11 protein-coding genes are annotated in these 17092 nt (G+C 63.0%); 5 read left to right on the top strand and 6 right to left on the bottom strand.

What is annotated here, in order from left to right; translation table 11 throughout:
- Window positions 1-12: 12 nt before the first annotated feature.
- A complete protein-coding gene (locus GJA_RS10090; protein WP_038491668.1) occupies window positions 13-942 on the bottom strand; it encodes a LysR substrate-binding domain-containing protein in 930 nt (309 codons plus the stop codon).
- A 156-nt stretch (window positions 943-1098) separates the two neighbouring features.
- Here GJA_RS10090 and GJA_RS10085 point away from each other — a divergent pair, with 156 nt between their 5' ends.
- Window positions 1099-1689 carry a LysE family transporter gene (locus tag GJA_RS10085; RefSeq protein ID WP_038491665.1) on the top strand — a complete coding sequence of 197 codons (591 nt, stop codon included), beginning with the start codon at window positions 1099-1101 and terminating at the stop codon, window positions 1687-1689.
- A 173-nt stretch (window positions 1690-1862) separates the two neighbouring features.
- Here GJA_RS10085 and GJA_RS10080 read toward each other — a convergent pair whose 3' ends face one another.
- Window positions 1863-4118, bottom strand: a complete 2256-nt coding sequence (locus GJA_RS10080; RefSeq protein WP_038491662.1) for an OPT family oligopeptide transporter — start codon at window positions 4116-4118, stop codon at window positions 1863-1865.
- Between GJA_RS10080 and GJA_RS10075 the strand changes: the two genes are divergently transcribed.
- Window positions 4111-4305, top strand: a complete 195-nt coding sequence (locus tag GJA_RS10075; RefSeq protein WP_038491659.1) for a hypothetical protein — start codon at window positions 4111-4113, stop codon at window positions 4303-4305. The two genes, GJA_RS10080 and GJA_RS10075, sit on opposite strands and share 8 nt — an antisense overlap.
- An 89-nt stretch (window positions 4306-4394) precedes the next feature.
- Window positions 4395-6677: a penicillin-binding protein 1A gene (locus GJA_RS10070; RefSeq protein WP_051780596.1), complete on the top strand. Its 2283-nt coding sequence runs from the start codon at window positions 4395-4397 to the stop codon at window positions 6675-6677.
- 107 nt (window positions 6678-6784) lie between these two features.
- Here GJA_RS10070 and GJA_RS10065 read toward each other — a convergent pair whose 3' ends face one another.
- Window positions 6785-7474: a TetR/AcrR family transcriptional regulator gene (locus tag GJA_RS10065; protein WP_038491654.1), complete on the bottom strand. Its 690-nt coding sequence runs from the start codon at window positions 7472-7474 to the stop codon at window positions 6785-6787.
- 324 nt (window positions 7475-7798) lie between these two features.
- Here GJA_RS10065 and GJA_RS10060 point away from each other — a divergent pair, with 324 nt between their 5' ends.
- On the top strand, window positions 7799-8713 hold the full coding sequence (locus GJA_RS10060) for an esterase/lipase family protein (protein WP_038491651.1): 915 nt from the start codon (window positions 7799-7801) through the stop codon (window positions 8711-8713).
- A gap of 10 nt (window positions 8714-8723) precedes the next feature.
- A complete protein-coding gene (locus tag GJA_RS10055) occupies window positions 8724-9650 on the top strand; it encodes a lipase secretion chaperone (protein WP_038491648.1) in 927 nt (308 codons plus the stop codon).
- Window positions 9651-9732: 82 nt separating this feature from the next.
- On the opposite strand, the gene GJA_RS10050 is transcribed toward GJA_RS10055, so the two are convergent.
- The 3 genes from GJA_RS10050 to GJA_RS28505 form a co-directional block, all read right to left on the bottom strand.
- A complete protein-coding gene (locus GJA_RS10050; protein WP_038491646.1) occupies window positions 9733-12513 on the bottom strand; it encodes an ATP-binding protein in 2781 nt (926 codons plus the stop codon).
- Between the two features lie 99 nt (window positions 12514-12612).
- Complete coding sequence (locus GJA_RS10045; RefSeq protein WP_242404503.1) at window positions 12613-14940, bottom strand: putative bifunctional diguanylate cyclase/phosphodiesterase; 2328 nt, start codon at window positions 14938-14940, stop codon at window positions 12613-12615.
- On the bottom strand, window positions 14927-16570 hold the full coding sequence (locus GJA_RS28505) for a methyl-accepting chemotaxis protein (RefSeq protein ID WP_051780594.1): 1644 nt from the start codon (window positions 16568-16570) through the stop codon (window positions 14927-14929). The genes GJA_RS10045 and GJA_RS28505 overlap by 14 nt, the downstream gene beginning before the upstream one ends.
- Window positions 16571-17092: the final 522 nt, after the last annotated feature.

Here is a 17092-nt window from a genome sequence, read left to right as displayed (position 1 = left end):
CCTGCCGCGGCATCAAGCCGATGCGCCGCCTTCCAGCGCCACGCGCATCTGCGCCATTTCATCCACCATCCAGGCGCGGAAGCGTTCGATCTTCGGCATGCCGCGCTTGCCGGGATTGACCAGGAAACGATAACCGCCGCCATGCGGCAAGCTGTTGGCCGCGATCAGTTTCAGGCGGCCCTGCAGGATATCCTCGTACACCACCGCATATCCTGACAGCGCCACGCCCTGCCCGGCCACCGCCGATTGCGCCAGCACGCCGGAATGGCTGAAGCGCCGTGAAAAATCATGGCCGGCCGCGGCGACCCGGTTGACGTTCAGGAAACGCAGCCATGCCTCGGTGCTTTGTTCGTACAGCAGCGGCAAATGGGCCAGGTCGGCCAGCGTCAGTTCGCCGCGTCCCGGCGCCAGCAGCGCCGGGCTGTACACCGCCACCAATTGTTCACGGAACAGCAGCGCCGGATCGCCGTCGTCGATCGGGCCGTGGCGGATCGCCACGTCGGTGCTGTCGTCTTCCAGGTTGGCCAGGCTGTCGCTCGAATCGATGCGCAGATCGAGCTCCGGGTACAGCCGCGTAAAACCCGGCATGCGCGGCACCAGCCACTTGATGGCGAAGGAATGGGTGCTGGAAATGCGCAGCGTGTTTTCCTCGCCGCCGCCCTGCAGCGCTTCGACCTTGGCTTGCAAGTCGCGCAGCATGCGGCTGACGGTGAACGCCAGCTCGCGCCCCTTGTCGGTCACGCTGACCTGGCGCGGATGGCGGATGAACAGCGCAAAGCCCAGTTCCTCTTCCAATTGCCTGATTTGCTGGCTGACCGCCGCCGGCGTCTTGTGCAATTCCTGCGCCGCCAATTTAAAACTGCTCCAGCGCGCCGCGCACTCGAAGTCGAGCAGGCCGGACAGGCTGCGCAAGGCCGACAGATTCCGCAACGGCGCACTCATGTCCACCCCATGGATAAGTTTTTCTTGCTCATAAGATCAAAATTTCTCGTTTGATTCAATTCATTCAAGGCTAGAAAATACGCTGCATTCGAAAAGCGGCATTCATGAACAAGAATGCATTAATTGTACATAAGAGTACCCGAGGACAACAGCACTATGAACGACATTTCGCATCTGGCGGTATTGATTGCCGCGGCCAGCCTGATCATCCTGCTGCCCGGCCCCCCCTGGCAACCGATCGCGACCCAGGCCAGGCACTCGCGGCGCCGCGCATGGCGTGCCGCGCTGGCCGTCGCCGTCGGCGACATCAGCGTGATCATTTGCTCGGGCCTGCTGTTTACGCTGATCGCGCTGGAATGGCCGCTGCTGCTGGAAGTGCTCAAGGTCGCGGTCGGCCTGTACATCCTGTATCTCGGCCTGTGCCTGCTCAACTCGCCGGCCTGCGCCGCCGATACGCCGCCGCAAGAAGCGGCGCCGGACGATTTCGCGCTATCGCTGCTGACCGCCTTGCGCCATCCCCGGCCAATGCTGTTCTTCGCCGCGTTTTTCCCGCTCGCGCTGGACCAGGAACCGGTATCGCAGCTGTTCGACTTTTATATACTGGGCGGCCTGTTCGAGTGTCTCAGCCTGCTGTACCACGCTGCGCTGATACTGCTGGCGGCCCGCCTGCATGCGCTGCGCCTGCCGCTGCAGAAAATCGGCGCCTGCTGCCTGATCCTCGGCTCGCTGGCGATCATGTATACCTGAAAACCTGGAACGACTGGCAATACAGGCCGGCCAATCCCCGGAGAATGCGCAAAAATCCCGGTCGAAGCCCCGCGTGGCCGGTAGCAACATCCCGTCCACGGCAAAAAAAACGCCAGAACGAATTCTGGCGTTGTTTACACATCAGGGAAGTTCAGCTTCCCGAGCTTGCGCAATCAGGCTTCTTTTTTCTCGCGCGCGATCCAGTACAGCAGCACGATGATCACCGCATACGGCAGCATCGACAAGGCGTCGGCGCTGAACCCCTGGTAGAACGGGTTGTGATGTTCGGCCCAGCCGTTCATCACCTGGTCGAAATTGGTCAATACGCCAGCGGTGATCGCGATGATGATGCCGGCCAGCGCGCCGCCGGCGATATAGCCGGACGCCAGCAGCACGCCCGAGCTGCGGTCGCCAGCCAGCTGGCGCTCTTCCTCATTGAGCCCGGCGTTCTGCGGCAGCTTGTTGTTGCGGCGGTCGGCCAGCCAGCGGATCAGGCCGCCGACAAAAATCGGCAAGGTCGATGACAGCGGCAGGTACACGCCGACCGAGAACGCCAGCGACGGGATGCCGGCCATTTCCAGCACCACGGCGATCATCACGCCGAACAGCACCAGCGTCCATGGCAGTTGCTGGTCGAGGATGCCCTTGATGATGTACGACATCAGCACGGCCTTCGGCGCATCGTATTTCTTGACTTCCGAACCATCCGGACGCTTGTTGTAATGGCCATTGATGCCCGGATCGACCAGGTAAGCCAGCTTGCCGTCTTGCTGCACCAGGTATTTGCCGGCCGGACCGCCGACGGTGTCGGTTTTTTGCCAGACTTTATAGGTGTTGTGGTCGGTCTCGGCTTGCGGACCTTGCAGTTGCGCGGTGTCGGTCAGCTTCGATGCGTCGATGGCCAGGCCTGGCGCCACTTGCGCGGCCGGCACGTAGACCGTGCTGGCGTCGTTCAGTTTCAGCAGGATCGGGCCAAGTATCAGCGCCGACGACAAGGCGCCGGCCAGGATCGCATACTGCTGCAGGCGCGGGGTGGCGCCGACCAGGTAGCCGGTCTTCAAGTCTTGCGAGGTGGTGCCGGCATTGCTGGCGGCGATACAGACGATGGCGCCGACCGACAAGGCGGTCACATAATAACGCCCGCCAGTCCAGCCCATGATCAAAAAGATCAGGCAGGTGAACAGCAAGGTGGCCACGGCCATGCCGGAAATCGGGTTCGACGACGAGCCGATTTCGCCGGTCAGGCGCGACGAGACGGTGGCGAACAGGAAGCCGAACACCAGGATCAGCAGCGCGCCCAGGATATTCATGTGCAGCGGCGTGGCGGCGGTGATCACGGCGATGATGCCGAGGCAGCCGATGATGACCCATTTCAGTGGAATGTCTTGCTCGGTGCGCAAGGCGGCATTGGCCTTGCTGCCCTTGCCGATGCCGGCCAATCCGGCCGCCAGGCTGTTCCAGATCATCGGCAGCGCGCGCACCAGGCTGATCAAGCCGCCGGTGGCGACCGCGCCGGCGCCGATGTACAGCACGTAGGCGCTGCGGATATCGTCCGGCCCCATGTCCTTGATCAACTGGGTGCCCGGCGACAGCACCACGTTCAGGTGCTCGCCAAAGAATTTGATCATCGGGATCAGCAGCAGATACGACAGCACGCCGCCGGCCGCCATGGTGGCGGCGATGCGCGGGCCGATGATGTAGCCGACGCCCAGCAATTCAGGGGAAATCTCGGCGCCGATCGAACCGGCCTTCAGCGGTGCGCCGAATACGAAGTTCGGGGTGTCTTTCCAGCCCTTCAACGAAATATTGAATACTTTATACAGCAAGCCGACCGCGAAACCGCCAAAAATGATCTTGGCGCGCTTCTTGGCGTCTTTCGCGGCGGCCGAATCGGCTTCCACGCTTTCGCCGGCGGCAATCCGCGATTCGGCGGTGGCGGCGGCTTTCAGCACTTCCGCGCACGCCGTGCCTTCAGGGAACTTGAGTTCCTTGTGCTGATCGACGATCATGGTGCGGCGCATCGGGATCATCATCAGGATGCCCAGCAGGCCGCCCAGGATACCGACCAGCATCACGCGCGAGATTTCCAGGTCGAAGCCGAGGATCAGGATCGCCGGCATCGTCACGCCGAGGCCGAACGCCAGCGATTCGCCGGCCGAACCGGCGGTTTGGGTAATGCTGTTTTCCAGGATGGACGAATCCTTGCCGCCGACCTTCTTGGCCAGGCCGAACAAGGTGATGGCGATGACGGCCACCGGGATCGATGCACTGACCGTCAAGCCGACCTTTAATACCAGGTACAGCGAGGACGCGCCAAACACCATGCCGAGAATGACGCCCATCAGCAAGGCGCGGAAGGTCATCTCGGGCAGCTGCGCCTCGGCCGGTATATACGGCTTGAAGGACGAAGGAGTTGCATCTTTGGACATTGAAGATTCCTTTTTGTTATTGAAATCGAAACTGGAACAGGCTCGGGGCCGGCCCGGTTTCGCGCAGGCGGAACTATCGCACAAGCTGGAATCGATGGAAAGGGCTTTTATGTCCACCCCTGCCATGGCTTGCCATGCCCCCGGCGGCCATGGTTTTAAGGATTCCCGCCGGATCGATAGTCTATAATCGGCGTCACCGTGCCCGGCACGCAACCATGAGACTTCGTTTTGAGCGCTTTTCGATCCAGTTCCCTTTGGCCCTCGGGCCGCACCGCCATGCGCGGCCTGATCGCCATCTTCCTGTGCGGCCTGCTGGCCGCGGCCGCGCTGGCCGCCTATCTGTTCCTGTATCTCCAGCCGCGCCTGCCCGCGCTGGACGTGATCCTCGACTACCAGCCGAAGATCCCGCTGCGCATTTATACGGCGGACCAGGTGCTGATCGGCGAATTCGGCGAGGAACACCGCGAATTCATCCCGATCAAGGATATCCCGGACATGATGAAAAAGTCATTGCTGGCGATCGAAGACACCCGTTTCTACGAACACCACGGCATCGACTACATCCGCGCCTTCGGCGCCGCGCTGTCCAACCTGCGCCACGGTTTCGGCCACGGCGGCGGTTCGACCATCACCATGCAGGTGGCGCGCAATTTCTTCCTGACCCGTGAAAAAGTCGCCTCGCGCAAGCTCAATGAAGTCATGCTGGCCTACAAGATCGAGGCCGCGCTGTCGAAGGACCAGATCCTCGAACTGTATATGAACCAGATTTACCTGGGCCAGCGCTCGTTTGGCTTCGGCGCCGCCGCCCAGACTTATTTCGGCAAGCCGCTGAAGGACTTGTCGATCGCCGAAATGGCGATGCTGGCCGGCCTGCCGCAAAATCCGGCGCGCCACAACCCGGCGGTCAACCCGAAACGCGCGCACCAGCGCCAGCAAGTGGTGCTGAAGCGCCTGCTGGAAGTGGGCGACATCACCGACGCGCAATACCAGAAGGCGCTGAAGGAACCGCTGCGCATCAATAACCGCGGCCAGGAATTCGACACCCACGCCGAATACGTGGCCGAACTGGCGCGCCAGGCGGTCTACGCCAAATACCAGGACGACGCCTACACCAGGGGCATCAGCGTCACCACCACCATCTTGAAGGCCGAGCAGGACGCGGCCTACGAATCGGTGCGCCGCAACGTGCTGGCCTACGACCAGCGCCACGGCTACCGCGGCCCGGAAGCGTTCATCGACTTGCCGTCCGACCCGCAGGAACGCGACGATGCGATCGACGAAGCCTTGCTGAAACGGCCGAACAGCGACCGCTTGATCGCGGCCGTGGTCACCGCCGTCAGCGCCGACAGGGTCACCGTCGAAAGCGGCAGCGGCGACGAAATCGAGATTCGCGGCGACGGCTTGCGCTTCGCCGCGCAAGCGCTGTCGGCCAGCGCCAAGCCGGCCATCAAGCTGCGTCCCGGCGCGGTGATCCGCATCAGCCAGGACGGCAAGAAGAACTGGGCCATCTCGCAAGTGCCGCAAGTGGCGGCGGCCTTCGTCGCGCTCGACGCCAACACCGGCGCCTACCATGCGCTGGTCGGCGGCTTCGATTACAACTTGCAAAAATTTAATCACGTGACGCAGGCGTGGCGCCAGCCCGGTTCGGCGATGAAGCCGTTCATCTATTCGGCGGCGCTGGAAAAAGGCTTTTCGCCGGCCACGCTGATCAACGACGTGCCGCTGGAATTGAACGGCCCTGTCACCGGCGGCAAGGACTGGGCGCCGCAAAACGACGACGGCAAGTTCGAGGGGCCGGTCAGCATGCGCTACGCGCTGGCGCAATCGAAGAACGTGCCGTCGATCCGCATCCTGCGCTCGATCACCATCCCGTATGCCCATGAATTCATTGAAAAATTCGGCTTCGACCAGGCCCGGCAGCCGAACAACCTGACCATGGCGCTGGGCACCGGCTCGGTCACGCCGGTGCAGATGGCCGGCGCCTACGCGCTGTTCGCCAACGGCGGCCACCAGGTCGAACCGTACCTGATCGCGCGCATCACCGACGCCAGGGGCGCGCTGCTGTCAGAAACCAGGCCGCCGGTGGCCGGCGATGAAAAGACCCGCGCGCTGGACAGCCGCAACGCCTACGTGATGGACGGCATGCTGCGCGAAGTGGCCCGTTCCGGCACCGGTTCGGCCACCGCCCGCCTCGGCCGCGGCGACATCGCCGGCAAGACCGGCACCACCAACGACGCGGTCGACGGCTGGTTCGCCGGCTACGGCGGCGGCATCGTCGGCGTGGCGTGGATGGGTTACGACGATCCGAAATCGCTGGGCGGCCGCGAATTCGGCGCCACCGTGGCGGTGCCGATCTGGATCGACTACATGCGCACCGCGCTGGACAAGCGGCCGCAGGTCGAACGCGAAGTGCCGCAGGGGCTGACCCAGGTCGACGGCGAATGGATGTACGACGAATTCATCGAAAGCGGCGCGGTGCGCACGCTGGATATGGACGATGCGCCGGCGGCGCCGGCGCCGGCCGCCACCGATGCGCCGCCCGCCACTACCGCCAATTAAGCGATTCCCCTGTAGGTCGGCTTAGCGCAGCGTAAGCCGACAGAGAGCCGCCAACTGCGCTTGTCGGATTACGCGCGATGCGCTAATCCGGCCTGGCACCGAATATATTATTTGCCGCCCAGACAAGTACGCACCATGCGCACGGTGCTGGTCGCAAAATCGTCGACGTTGACCTTGCCGGCGCGGTACTTCCAGCGTTTGACATACCAGTCCTGGAACAGCGCCAGGCAATGGTCGGCCAGCTGGGTCGCCTCGCCGGCCGGCCGCGGCCGGATTTCCTGTATCGTCGCGGCGATCAATTCCTGCATGCGCAGCTCCGAATGCTTGGCCATGCTGCGCTGCTCGGCTTGCAGCACGCGCGAATCCATGTATACAAAATAAAACCACGGCTGCAGGATTTCCGACAGGTAGATCGAGGCGCGTATCAGCGCTTCCAGGCGGTCCAGCGGCGCTGCGATGTCGCTGAACAGCGAGGGCAGGTCCTGGATCGCGTGATGCACCACGTCCTCGATGATTTCCGCCAGCTGGTCCTTGCTGGCGATATAGCCGTACAGGCCGCCCATCGACAACCCCGTTTCGCGGCACAGGTCGCGCAAGCTCATCGCGCGGAAGCCGACGTCGTTGGCCAGCCGGAACGTCGCGACAAAAATCCGCTCCAGATTTTCCAGCGCCGGCTTGCGGCGCTTGACGCCGATGCGCTGCGCGTTGCGGTCGAGAATGTAGGCCCAGATGGTTTCGCCATTGAGCGGCGTCACTTGCTGGAATTGTTCGAAATCGAAGTTGAATGGGATGGCCAAGGAAGTGTCCGATGCGGCGTGAAGAGACTGCAGATATTGATTTCGGGAACAATTATAGCCCAGGAAAACAACGCATCGGCCCCTTCCTGAAATAAGCCGCCGCTCAGCCCCCTATATGTTGCGACGCGTCATGCTTTTTTAAAATGGCGGTGCTACATTCAAAAAACCGAGCGCTCGTTTTTTTATTTTCACCGTTGGGGCTGGCTTCCAAAAAGAGTGGAAAAAAACGGCGGCGCCGGTATCTGGCACTGCCAGCGTGATGGATGCCCAGGCAATGCCAGATCCACAGCAATCTCATTTCATAACAACCATTATGGAGACAAAATGAAGAATCGCTTCTGGAAATACCTCGCCACCGCACTGCTCGCCATCGCCGCCCTGCCCGCCTCATCGTGGGCGGCCGGCTACACCCAGACCAAATACCCGATCGTGCTGGTGCACGGCTTGCTCGGTTTCGACAAGATCGGTACGGCCGAGTACTTTTACGGCGTGCCGGCGGCGCTGCGCAGCGGCGGCGCCACGGTTTACCTGACTACCGTATCGGCCGCCAACAGCACCGAAGTACGCGGCGAACAATTGCTGACCCAGGTCAGGCAAATCCTGGCCGCCACCGGCGCCGCCAAGGTCAACCTGATCGGCCACAGCCACGGCGGGCCGACCGCCCGTTACGTTGCCTCGGTACGGCCCGACCTGGTCGCGTCGGTCAGCAGCGTGGCCGGCGTCAACAAGGGCTCGAAAGTGGCCGACGTGCTGATCGGCGCGGCGCCCAACGCCGGCAGCGCGGTGCTCAGCGCCGTCGCCGGCCTGGTCAACTTCTTGTCGGGCAACAACGGCTTGCCGCAAAACGCCAGGGCCGCGCTCGACTCGCTGAGTACGGCCGGATCGCTGGCCTTCAACAGGCGCCACCCCGACGGCGTGCCCACTTCGGCCTGCGGCGAAGGCGCTTACCAGGTGCGCGGCGTGTATTACTTTTCATGGAGCGGCGCGCAGCCGCACACCAATGCGCTCGATCCCGCCGATCCGGCGCTGTCGCTGGCCGCGCTGGCCTTCGGCGGCGACAAGAACGACGGCCTGGTCGGCAGTTGCTCCAGCCACCTGGGCCGGGTGATACGCGACGACTATGCGATGAACCACCTGGATGAAGTCAATCACAGCATCGGCATCGTCAACCTGTTTGAAACCAGCCCGGTGACCGTGTACCGCCAGCAAGCCAACCGCCTGCAAGGCCTGGGACTGTAAGGAGACGCCGATGAATACACGCGCAGCCGGGATAGCCGCCGCGCTGCTGCTGGCCGCCGCTGCACTCTATCTCAGTTGGGCCACGCCGCCGGCGCAGCAACAGCAGCGGCCGAAGGCCGAACCCGACCTTTTTGCGTTTGTGCGTTCGATGGACGGCACCCGCCCCGACGGCGACCTCAAGGTGGCCAGCGGCGAGCAACTGGTGGTCGATGCCGAGCTGGGCCATCTGTTCGATTATTACCTGGCCGGCCTCGGCGAAAAAGACCTGGCCGCGATCCGGGCCGAAATCGAACGCGAACTGGAGCGGCGCCTGAAACCCGGGCCGGCGCTGCAAGCCAGGCGGCTGCTGGCCCAGTACCTGGATTACAAGCAGGCGCTGGCCGGCATCGAAGCCGGCTTGCCGCACGCTGCAGATCTGGCGCAGGCGGCGGGCGCCCGGCTGCAAGCGATGCGCCAATTGCGCCTGCATTATTTTACGGCCGAAGAAAGCGCCGGCCTGTTCGGTTCCAGCGACGCCTACGATGAAGATACGCTGGCCCGGCTCGCCATCGGCCAGGATACGCAATTGAGCGAGGCCGGGAAAAGGGACAAGCTGGCGGCGCTGGACCAGCGCATGCCGGCCGCGTTGCGCGCGGAACGCGAGGCGCCGCTGAAGGTGGCGCGGCTGGAAGAGTCGGTGCAGCAATTGCGCGCCCAGGGCGCCGGCGATAATGAAATCTACCGCCTGCGCGCCAGCGCCATCTCGCCGGCAGCGGCGGCGCGGCTGGCCGACCTCGACCGCGAGGAAGCGGCCTGGAACAGCCGCATCGACGCCTATGTGGCGCAAAGAAACAAATTGATGGGACAGCCGGACGGCCAGAACGAAGCGGCGCTGCAGCAATTGCGCGACGCCAGTTTTAATGCCGATGAACAGCGCCGGCTGGGCGCGTATGAATAGAATAGCGCGCCGATCACACAGCTTTAGAACCTATCCCAGAGGGGCGCCAGCAGGGGGCGTATTCATCTACTGGGATAGGCTCTTAGCTCAACTGGCCGATCAGCACGCTGGCCTGTATCAAATCGGCGGTGGTATGGCCCTGGCCGAACTTGGCGTACACCGCCTGCAGCAGGTCGCGCGCCTGGCGCGGCTGGCGGCGCAGCGCCATCACGCGCGCCAGGCTGGTGGCGCAGCGCAATTCCCACGCCAGCGCGCCCTGCTCGCGCGCCAGCCGCAACGCTTGTTCCAGCGCGGCCTGGACTTGCTCGCGGCCGGCCTGGTCGTCCTCGGCCAGCAGCAGCCAACGGCGTTCCGCATCGCGCCGCAACACTTCCGGCGCGCTCCATGGCGAGCGGCCGCCATGCACCCGCTGCAGCACCTGCGGACCGATGACGCCGCTGTGCATGGTGCTCATGATGTCGGCCTGCAAGGGCCAGTGCAGCCGCGCGGCCCATAAGCCATCGAACATGCCGGGCCGATCGGCCGTATCGAGCAGCAATTCATAGGCCAGGCCCCACACGCTCCAGTACCCCAGGCCGTGCCGCGTCGCATGCTGGTTCAGCAAGCCGGCCCAGGTGCGCGCCAGCACGTGCCGGCCGCACCACAGCGCCACCGGGATCGCGCCGAACGCCAGCGCCATGCACAGCGACACGCCGTTGTGCTCGAAACCCAGCGCCACCGCTTCGCAAGCGAGCGCCAGCGCGTCGTCCGGCGTGCCGGTAATCCACAGGCAACGGCTCAAGTTGCCGCGCATGCAGACTTGATGATCGGCCAGCAAGGTGCTGTTATAGGCCAGCCGGCCGCCGCTGTCGGGATGCGCCAGCACAAGGCGCGCCAGCGCGATCGATTGCTCGTGGCGTCCCAGCAAGTGTTCGCTGGAACACATCATGCGCGCGTGCACCAGCATCAGCGCGGTATCGCCGGTTTGCCCGCTCAATTCGCCGAACTGGCGCGCATATTGGCTGGCGGGTTCAAATTCCGCCTGCGCCATGTGGGCGATCCACATGCCGCAGGTCGCTTCGGCCTGGCGCCGCGGGTCGTCCAGCCCGAGCGCCAGCTGGTAGGCGCGCTGGAACGCGGCGTCGGTTTGCGGCGTGGCGCCGCCGGTATGCAGCGACAGGTGCGCCAGCGACGTATGCAGCTGCATTTCGCTGCTGCGGTCGTCGATCGCGTGCTGCGCCATGTGGCGCAGCGCCAGCTCGACCCGCGCGCGGTATTCGTCCATCAGCGACAGTTGGTAAAACAAGGTGCGCGCGGCGATGGTCAGGCCGATCCCCAGCACGGCGTTGCCCGGCGCGCCAAACGCCCAGTCGATCGCCGCCCGCACATCGTCGACATGGCGGCCATAGCAGGAAGTCCACAGCGGCGCCGGCAAGCGCTCCCAGTCGGCATGGATGGTCTGCGCCAGTTCGCCGCAGTGCTCGGCATAACGGCGCGACACTGCCGCGTACAACGGGCTGGCCGCCAATTGCTGCGCGGCATAGGCGCGGGTCGTATCGAGCAAGCGGTAATACACCGTGTCGTCGGAAAATTCGATGCTGACCAGCGACTTGGCGGCTAGGTCGGACACCGCGTCGAACACTTCCCGGCCGGCCACGGCGGCGGCGGATTCCATCCTGAAACTGTTCTTGAACACGCTCAGTACTTGCAATACCGAACGCTCTTCATCGTCCAGCAAGCGATAACTCCAGTCCAGCGTGGCGCGCAGCGTCTGGTGGCGCGCCGGCGCATTGCGCGGGCCGCGCGTCAGCAAACGGAAACAGTCGTTCAACTGGCGGCTCAATTCGTGCAGGCCGAAATGGTCGATGCGGCCGGCCGCCAGTTCCAGCGCCAGCGGAATGCCGTCGAGCTTGCGGCAAATATCGGCCACGATGGCGACATCGGCGTCGCGCAGCACGAAGTTGTCCAGCACGGCGGCGCAGCGCTCGCAAAACAATTGCACCGAAGCATAGTGACGCGCCGCGGCGGCATCCGGCAAGACATTCACCGGCGGCAATTCCAGCGCCTGCAAGCGTTGCAGATGCTCGCTGGCGATGCGCAGCGGTTCGCGGCTGGTGGCGATGATGTGCACCAGCGGCGCGCCTTTCAGCAAGGCGTCGGCCAGCCACGCCGCCGCGTCGATGACGTGTTCGCAGTTATCCAGCACGATCAGCATGTGCCGCTGGCGCAGATGGGCCAGCAGGCCGGGCATCGGATCATGCGCCGGCAGCGCGATGCCGAGCGCGGTGGCCAGCGCCGATGGCACCAGGTGGCCCTCGGCCAGCGGCGCCAGGTCGACGAAACAGATGCCGTCGGCATAGCGCCGCAGCACCCGCCCGGCCAGCGCCACCGCCACGCTGGTCTTGCCGATGCCGCCCGGACCGACGATGCATAGCAGCCGCAATTGCAGCAGGTTGTTGGCCATCGCGGTGATGGTGTCGCTGCGGCCGATCACGCGGGTCAGCAGCACCGGCAAGTTATGTCGCGGCTCGGGCGCGCTGAGCGGGGAAAATTGCTGGCCGATCACTGACAGCGGCGCCAGGAAGCCATAACCGCGCCCCGGTATCGTGGTAATGTAGCGCTGGCCGTCGCGGCCGTCTCCCAAGACCTTGCGCAACGCGGCCAGATGCACCCGCAAGGTGGCGTCGTCGACCACCGAATCGGGCCAGACCACGGCCAGCAATTCATTTTTGTCGACGATTTCACCCGCGCGCTCCAGCAAGATCAGCAGCAAATCCATCGCCCTGCTTCCCAGCCGCAATGCTCGCTCATCTTCCAGCAACAGCCTTTCCACCGGCAGCACTCGAAACGGGCCAAAAGCATAAGCCGGGGCGGTGCTATTCATAATTCTTACATAAAAAATATTAACAAAGCAACTTGCGTTGCACCCAAGCGATTTTAGCGGCGCCGCCCCGGCGGTTTGCCGGCCCGGTACAGGCCAGTGTTACGCCAGTTCGACTTTGCCTTTGAGCAACAGCGGCGTCAGCATGTCGGCGCCGGCCGGTCGTTGCAGATAAAAACCCTGTACCTGATGGCAACCGAGGCGCCGCAAATGCATCAGCTGGTCGGCGTTTTCCACCCCTTCGGCAATCACCGTCAAGCCGAGCCCGCACGCCAGCGAAATGGTGGACGCGACGATCATCGCGTCGCTGGTATCGATCAAGATATCGCGGATGAAGGAACGGTCGATTTTCAAGGCGTGAATCGGCAACATCTTGATATGGCTGAGCCCTGAATAACCGGTGCCGTAATCATCCAGCGAAATTCTTAATCCTGCCTTGCGCAACTGCACCAGCACTTCCTTGGCCTGGGCCAGGTCATCGATGAAGCAACTTTCCGTCACCTCCAGTTCCAGCAAGTCTGGCGGTATAGCGTATTTCTCCAGAGCACACAAGACGCTGTCCAACAACAATTTGTCGCGCAATTGCCTGGCCGACACATTAATCGCCACCGGAAACAGCGGCAGCCCCTGGCCGCGCCAGTGCGCCAATTGGCGGCAGGCGGCCTCTATGGCCCAATTGCCGAGGGCGACGATCAAATCCGACTGTTCGGCCAGCGCGATAAAATCGTTAGGGAATAGCAAGCCATGTTCCGGATGCGCCCAGCGCACCAGCGCTTCCATGCCGGTGATGCCCTGCGTCTGCGCATCGATTTTCAATTGGTAGTGGAAACAGAATTCGTCATCCCTGAGCGCCGCCCTGAAACGGGCCAGCAATTCCAGGCCGCGCAGCGACAGCAGGTTCAGCGACGTATCATGGAAACTGAAGGTGTTGCGGCCGAGCGACTTGGCGTTGTGCATCGCGGCGTCGGCGCAGGACAGCAACTGGTCGAGCTGGTCGCCATCGCGCGGATACACCGCGATGCCGATACTGGCGGTGCACAGCACCTGGTGTGCGCGCACGTGGCAGGGCCGGCCGATGGCCGCCAGCAAGCCGGCCGCGATCTCGGCGATGCGTTCGCGGCTGGCCACGGCGGAGAGCAGGATCACAAATTCATCGCCGCCAAAACGCGCCAGCGTGTCGTGCGCCGGCAGCGCGCCGCGCAAGCGTTCGGCCACCGCCTGCAGCAGCACATCGCCGGCCTGGTGGCCCAGCGTATCATTGACCAGCTTGAACTGATCCATATCGATGCACAGCAGCGCATAATGATCGCGGCTGCGTTTGGCGTGCATCAATTCATTCGCGGCAATCTCGTAAAACAGCAGCCGGTTCGGCATGCCGGTCAAATAATCGTGGCTAGCCATCCGGCAAGCGCGGATCTTTTCATGTTCCAGCTGTTTGATCAGCCCGCTCTTCTCGCCTTCCGACTGGTGCAGCTTCTTATACAGGCGATGGCGGCGCCGCGCGACAATGGCCAGGCCGCTTGAAAACAGCAGCACCATCACCGACGCGGCAAGCGCCTGCAACAGATAACGCCGCCGCGACGGTTGCAGCTCGGCCATGATATCGCCGTGCCGGCGGCTCACCAGTACAGCCAGCGGCTGGTGCGCGATCGCCTTGGCGACCGAGATATCGCCGCCGCGATGCCGATTGCCCGGCGATAGCGGCAGGTCCTGTTGCAACAGTGTGCCGCGCTCCAGCGTGGCCAGCCGCAGGCCCGCGGTATCCAGTATGTCGATGCGGGTGCCGGTATTGCGGCTGATTTCCTGGTACGGTTTTAAAAAATAGGCGAGATCGAGCACCAGCACAAAATAACCGGCCAGCTGTTTTTGACGGTTCAGCAAAGGCGAGATCAACGGCAAGTCGGATGGCCGGCGGCCCTGGCCATGGCCGGGAGCCAGCCACAACGATCTGGCGGCGTACTCCGGCTGGAGCGGACTGTCGGCCAGCGATTCCAGCAGGCCCTGCAATTCAGGTTCGCGGTCGCGCTTGTAGGACGAATACAGTAAATCGAGTTCGCTGTCGAATACGGCCGCGCGCAGATACACCGAGTCGCCGATAAACAGTGAATCGAGCGTGGCCGCGGCCTGGCGTTCGCCATCGAGCAGCGCGGCGCCGATATCGGCATACACCATCGCCGTGTTCAGCGAGCCATCGAGGTAGGAGGCCAGGATGGTGGCGACGTCATTGATGTCGGTGGCGCTGTTTTCCAGCGCCAGCCGCTTTTCATCGGCCATGCGCGTAGCGCTGAACACCCAGATCAGCAATAACAGGAACAGCGCCAGCGATGCGCACAGCGCCGGCAATAGCCGGCCGCTACGCTTAATTCCCGCCCACCATGTTCTTGTCACGCCCCACTGCAAATGGTCAAGCTCCAGCTTAATCATCCACATGATCGGCCGCGGCCACGGGCGCCGCCAGGCGTTTCAACCGGCCGGGCGCGGCCAGCCGCGCCGGCTCCCGGCTTTCTGCGCTGGCTTGGGAAATCTTGAACACGCTGACGATTTCCAGCAGCTTGGCGGCTTCTTCGCGCAAGGACTGCGACGCCGCCGAGCCCTCTTCGACCAGCGCCGCGTTTTGCTGGGTCACCTGGTCCATCTGCACCACCGCCTGGCTGATCTGCTCGATGCCGGCGCCCTGCTCCCGGCTGGCGGTGGTGATGTCGGACACCATCTGGTTGACGCGCTCGACCGCCTGCACCACTTCCTGCATGGTCTTGCCGGCTTGCGTCACCAGCTTGGTGCCGGAATCGACTTGCTGCACAGAATTGTCGATCAAGGCCTTGATTTCCTTGGCCGCCGCGGCGCTGCGCTGCGCCAGCGTGCGCACCTCGCTGGCCACCACCGCAAAACCGCGGCCCTGTTCGCCGGCGCGGGCCGCTTCGACCGCCGCGTTGAGCGCCAGGATATTGGTCTGGAAGGCGATCGAATCGATCACGCCGATAATCTCGGCGATTTGCGCCGACGACGAGCTGATCGACTCCATCGTGACGATCACGTGGCCCACCACGCGGCCGCCTTGCAGCGCGATATCGGACGCCGACACCGCCAGCTGGTTGGCCTGGCCGGCGTTGGCGGCGTTTTGCTGCACCGTCGACGTCAGTTGCTCCATCGCCGACGCGGTTTCTTCCAGCGAACTGGCTTGCTCCTCGGTGCGCGCGGCCAGGTCCAGATTGCCGGCCGCAATCTGGGTCGAGGCGGTGGCGATGGTGTCGGTGCCGGCGCGCACCTGGTTAACGATATTCAGCAGGCTGGCGTTCATCACCGCCAGTGCCTGCAGCAAGATGCCGGTTTCATCGGTGGAGCGGGATTCGAAGCGCAGCGTCAGGTCGCCGGCGGCGACGGTCTGGGCGATCATCACCGCATGTTTCAGCGGACGCACGATGCTGCGCGTGGCCAATACTGCGATGGCGACCGACAGCAAGACCGCCAGCCCGCTCAAGCCGAACATCCAGTCGCGCGCGTTGCTGTATTCCGCACGCACGTCGGCGCCGGACGCTTCCATTAACTGGTCCTGGTAAACAATCAATTCTTCCAGCGCATCCAGATAAGTGTGCTGCAAGGCGCGCACCGATGCCAATAACAGCTTGACCGCCTCTTCTTTCGAACCTTCATGCTCCAGCCGCAATACCTCGTCGCGGCCGACATTAAAGGCGGTGCGCGCGTCCAGCACTGCCTTCAGCAATTCGCGGCCTTTGGCGGAAACGATCATCTGATCCAGCTTTTCCAGGCTGGCCCGGGTATTCTTGCCGGCCTTTTCGATGGCCGCATATTCACCTTCAATTTGCTCCGGATCGCTCATCAGCAATATGCTGCGCGAAGCGCGCGCAATGATATTGACATTTTTGATAACATCGTTAGCCAGCACGGTTTTCGGATATTTATCGTGAATCACATCGTTCATTTGCGTATTCAGCGCGGCAAGCCGCATTACGCCGAGCGTCGCGGTGGCCAGCAGCAATACGGATAACACGCCAAATGAAAGCCCGAGCCGTGCGCCAATTTTCATATTTGCAATACTCATTCCCATCCCCTGATGATTTGCCGTTTATTTTTTTACGCGCCAGCGCCGCTATCGCTTTTGCAGCGCTACGGGATGACAATAAGAGCGTCTAAGTAGGTCGTAATAAATTATTGTGATTTCTGACTTCCATAACCGGCGCCCCGCAAGGCGGCCGGCGAGGCTTGCCCGCTGCTCGCACCGCGTCGCAACGGGCGCCCTCGGCGGGCCCCCTTGCAGCGCATCCGCTTCTATTCTTCATAACTTCACAATCATTTTCCACGACCTACTTAACAAAACGTTCAGGGCAAGGCGCATTGTCGTAGGCAGTACGAATGTACGACAAGGCAATGCAACGCCGCCATGGATGTTGTGCTAGACGCTCTCAGTGCTGTGGAATCAAACACTCCGCCTGGCAGCCTTCTTGCTGGCGCCGCTCGGGCGATAATCGATAATCGATAATCGATACTCAATCTAATCGATACTCAGGCCTACGCCGCGCATGGCGGCCGAGTCGATTCCAGGCTATTGGAATGACACTTGCCA

The organism is Janthinobacterium agaricidamnosum NBRC 102515 = DSM 9628 (assembly GCF_000723165.1).
GTDB classification, from domain to species: domain Bacteria; phylum Pseudomonadota; class Gammaproteobacteria; order Burkholderiales; family Burkholderiaceae_D; genus Janthinobacterium; species Janthinobacterium agaricidamnosum.
The sequence above is the reverse complement of the archived record's forward strand: the minus strand, read 5'-3'. Positions and strand labels throughout refer to the sequence as shown.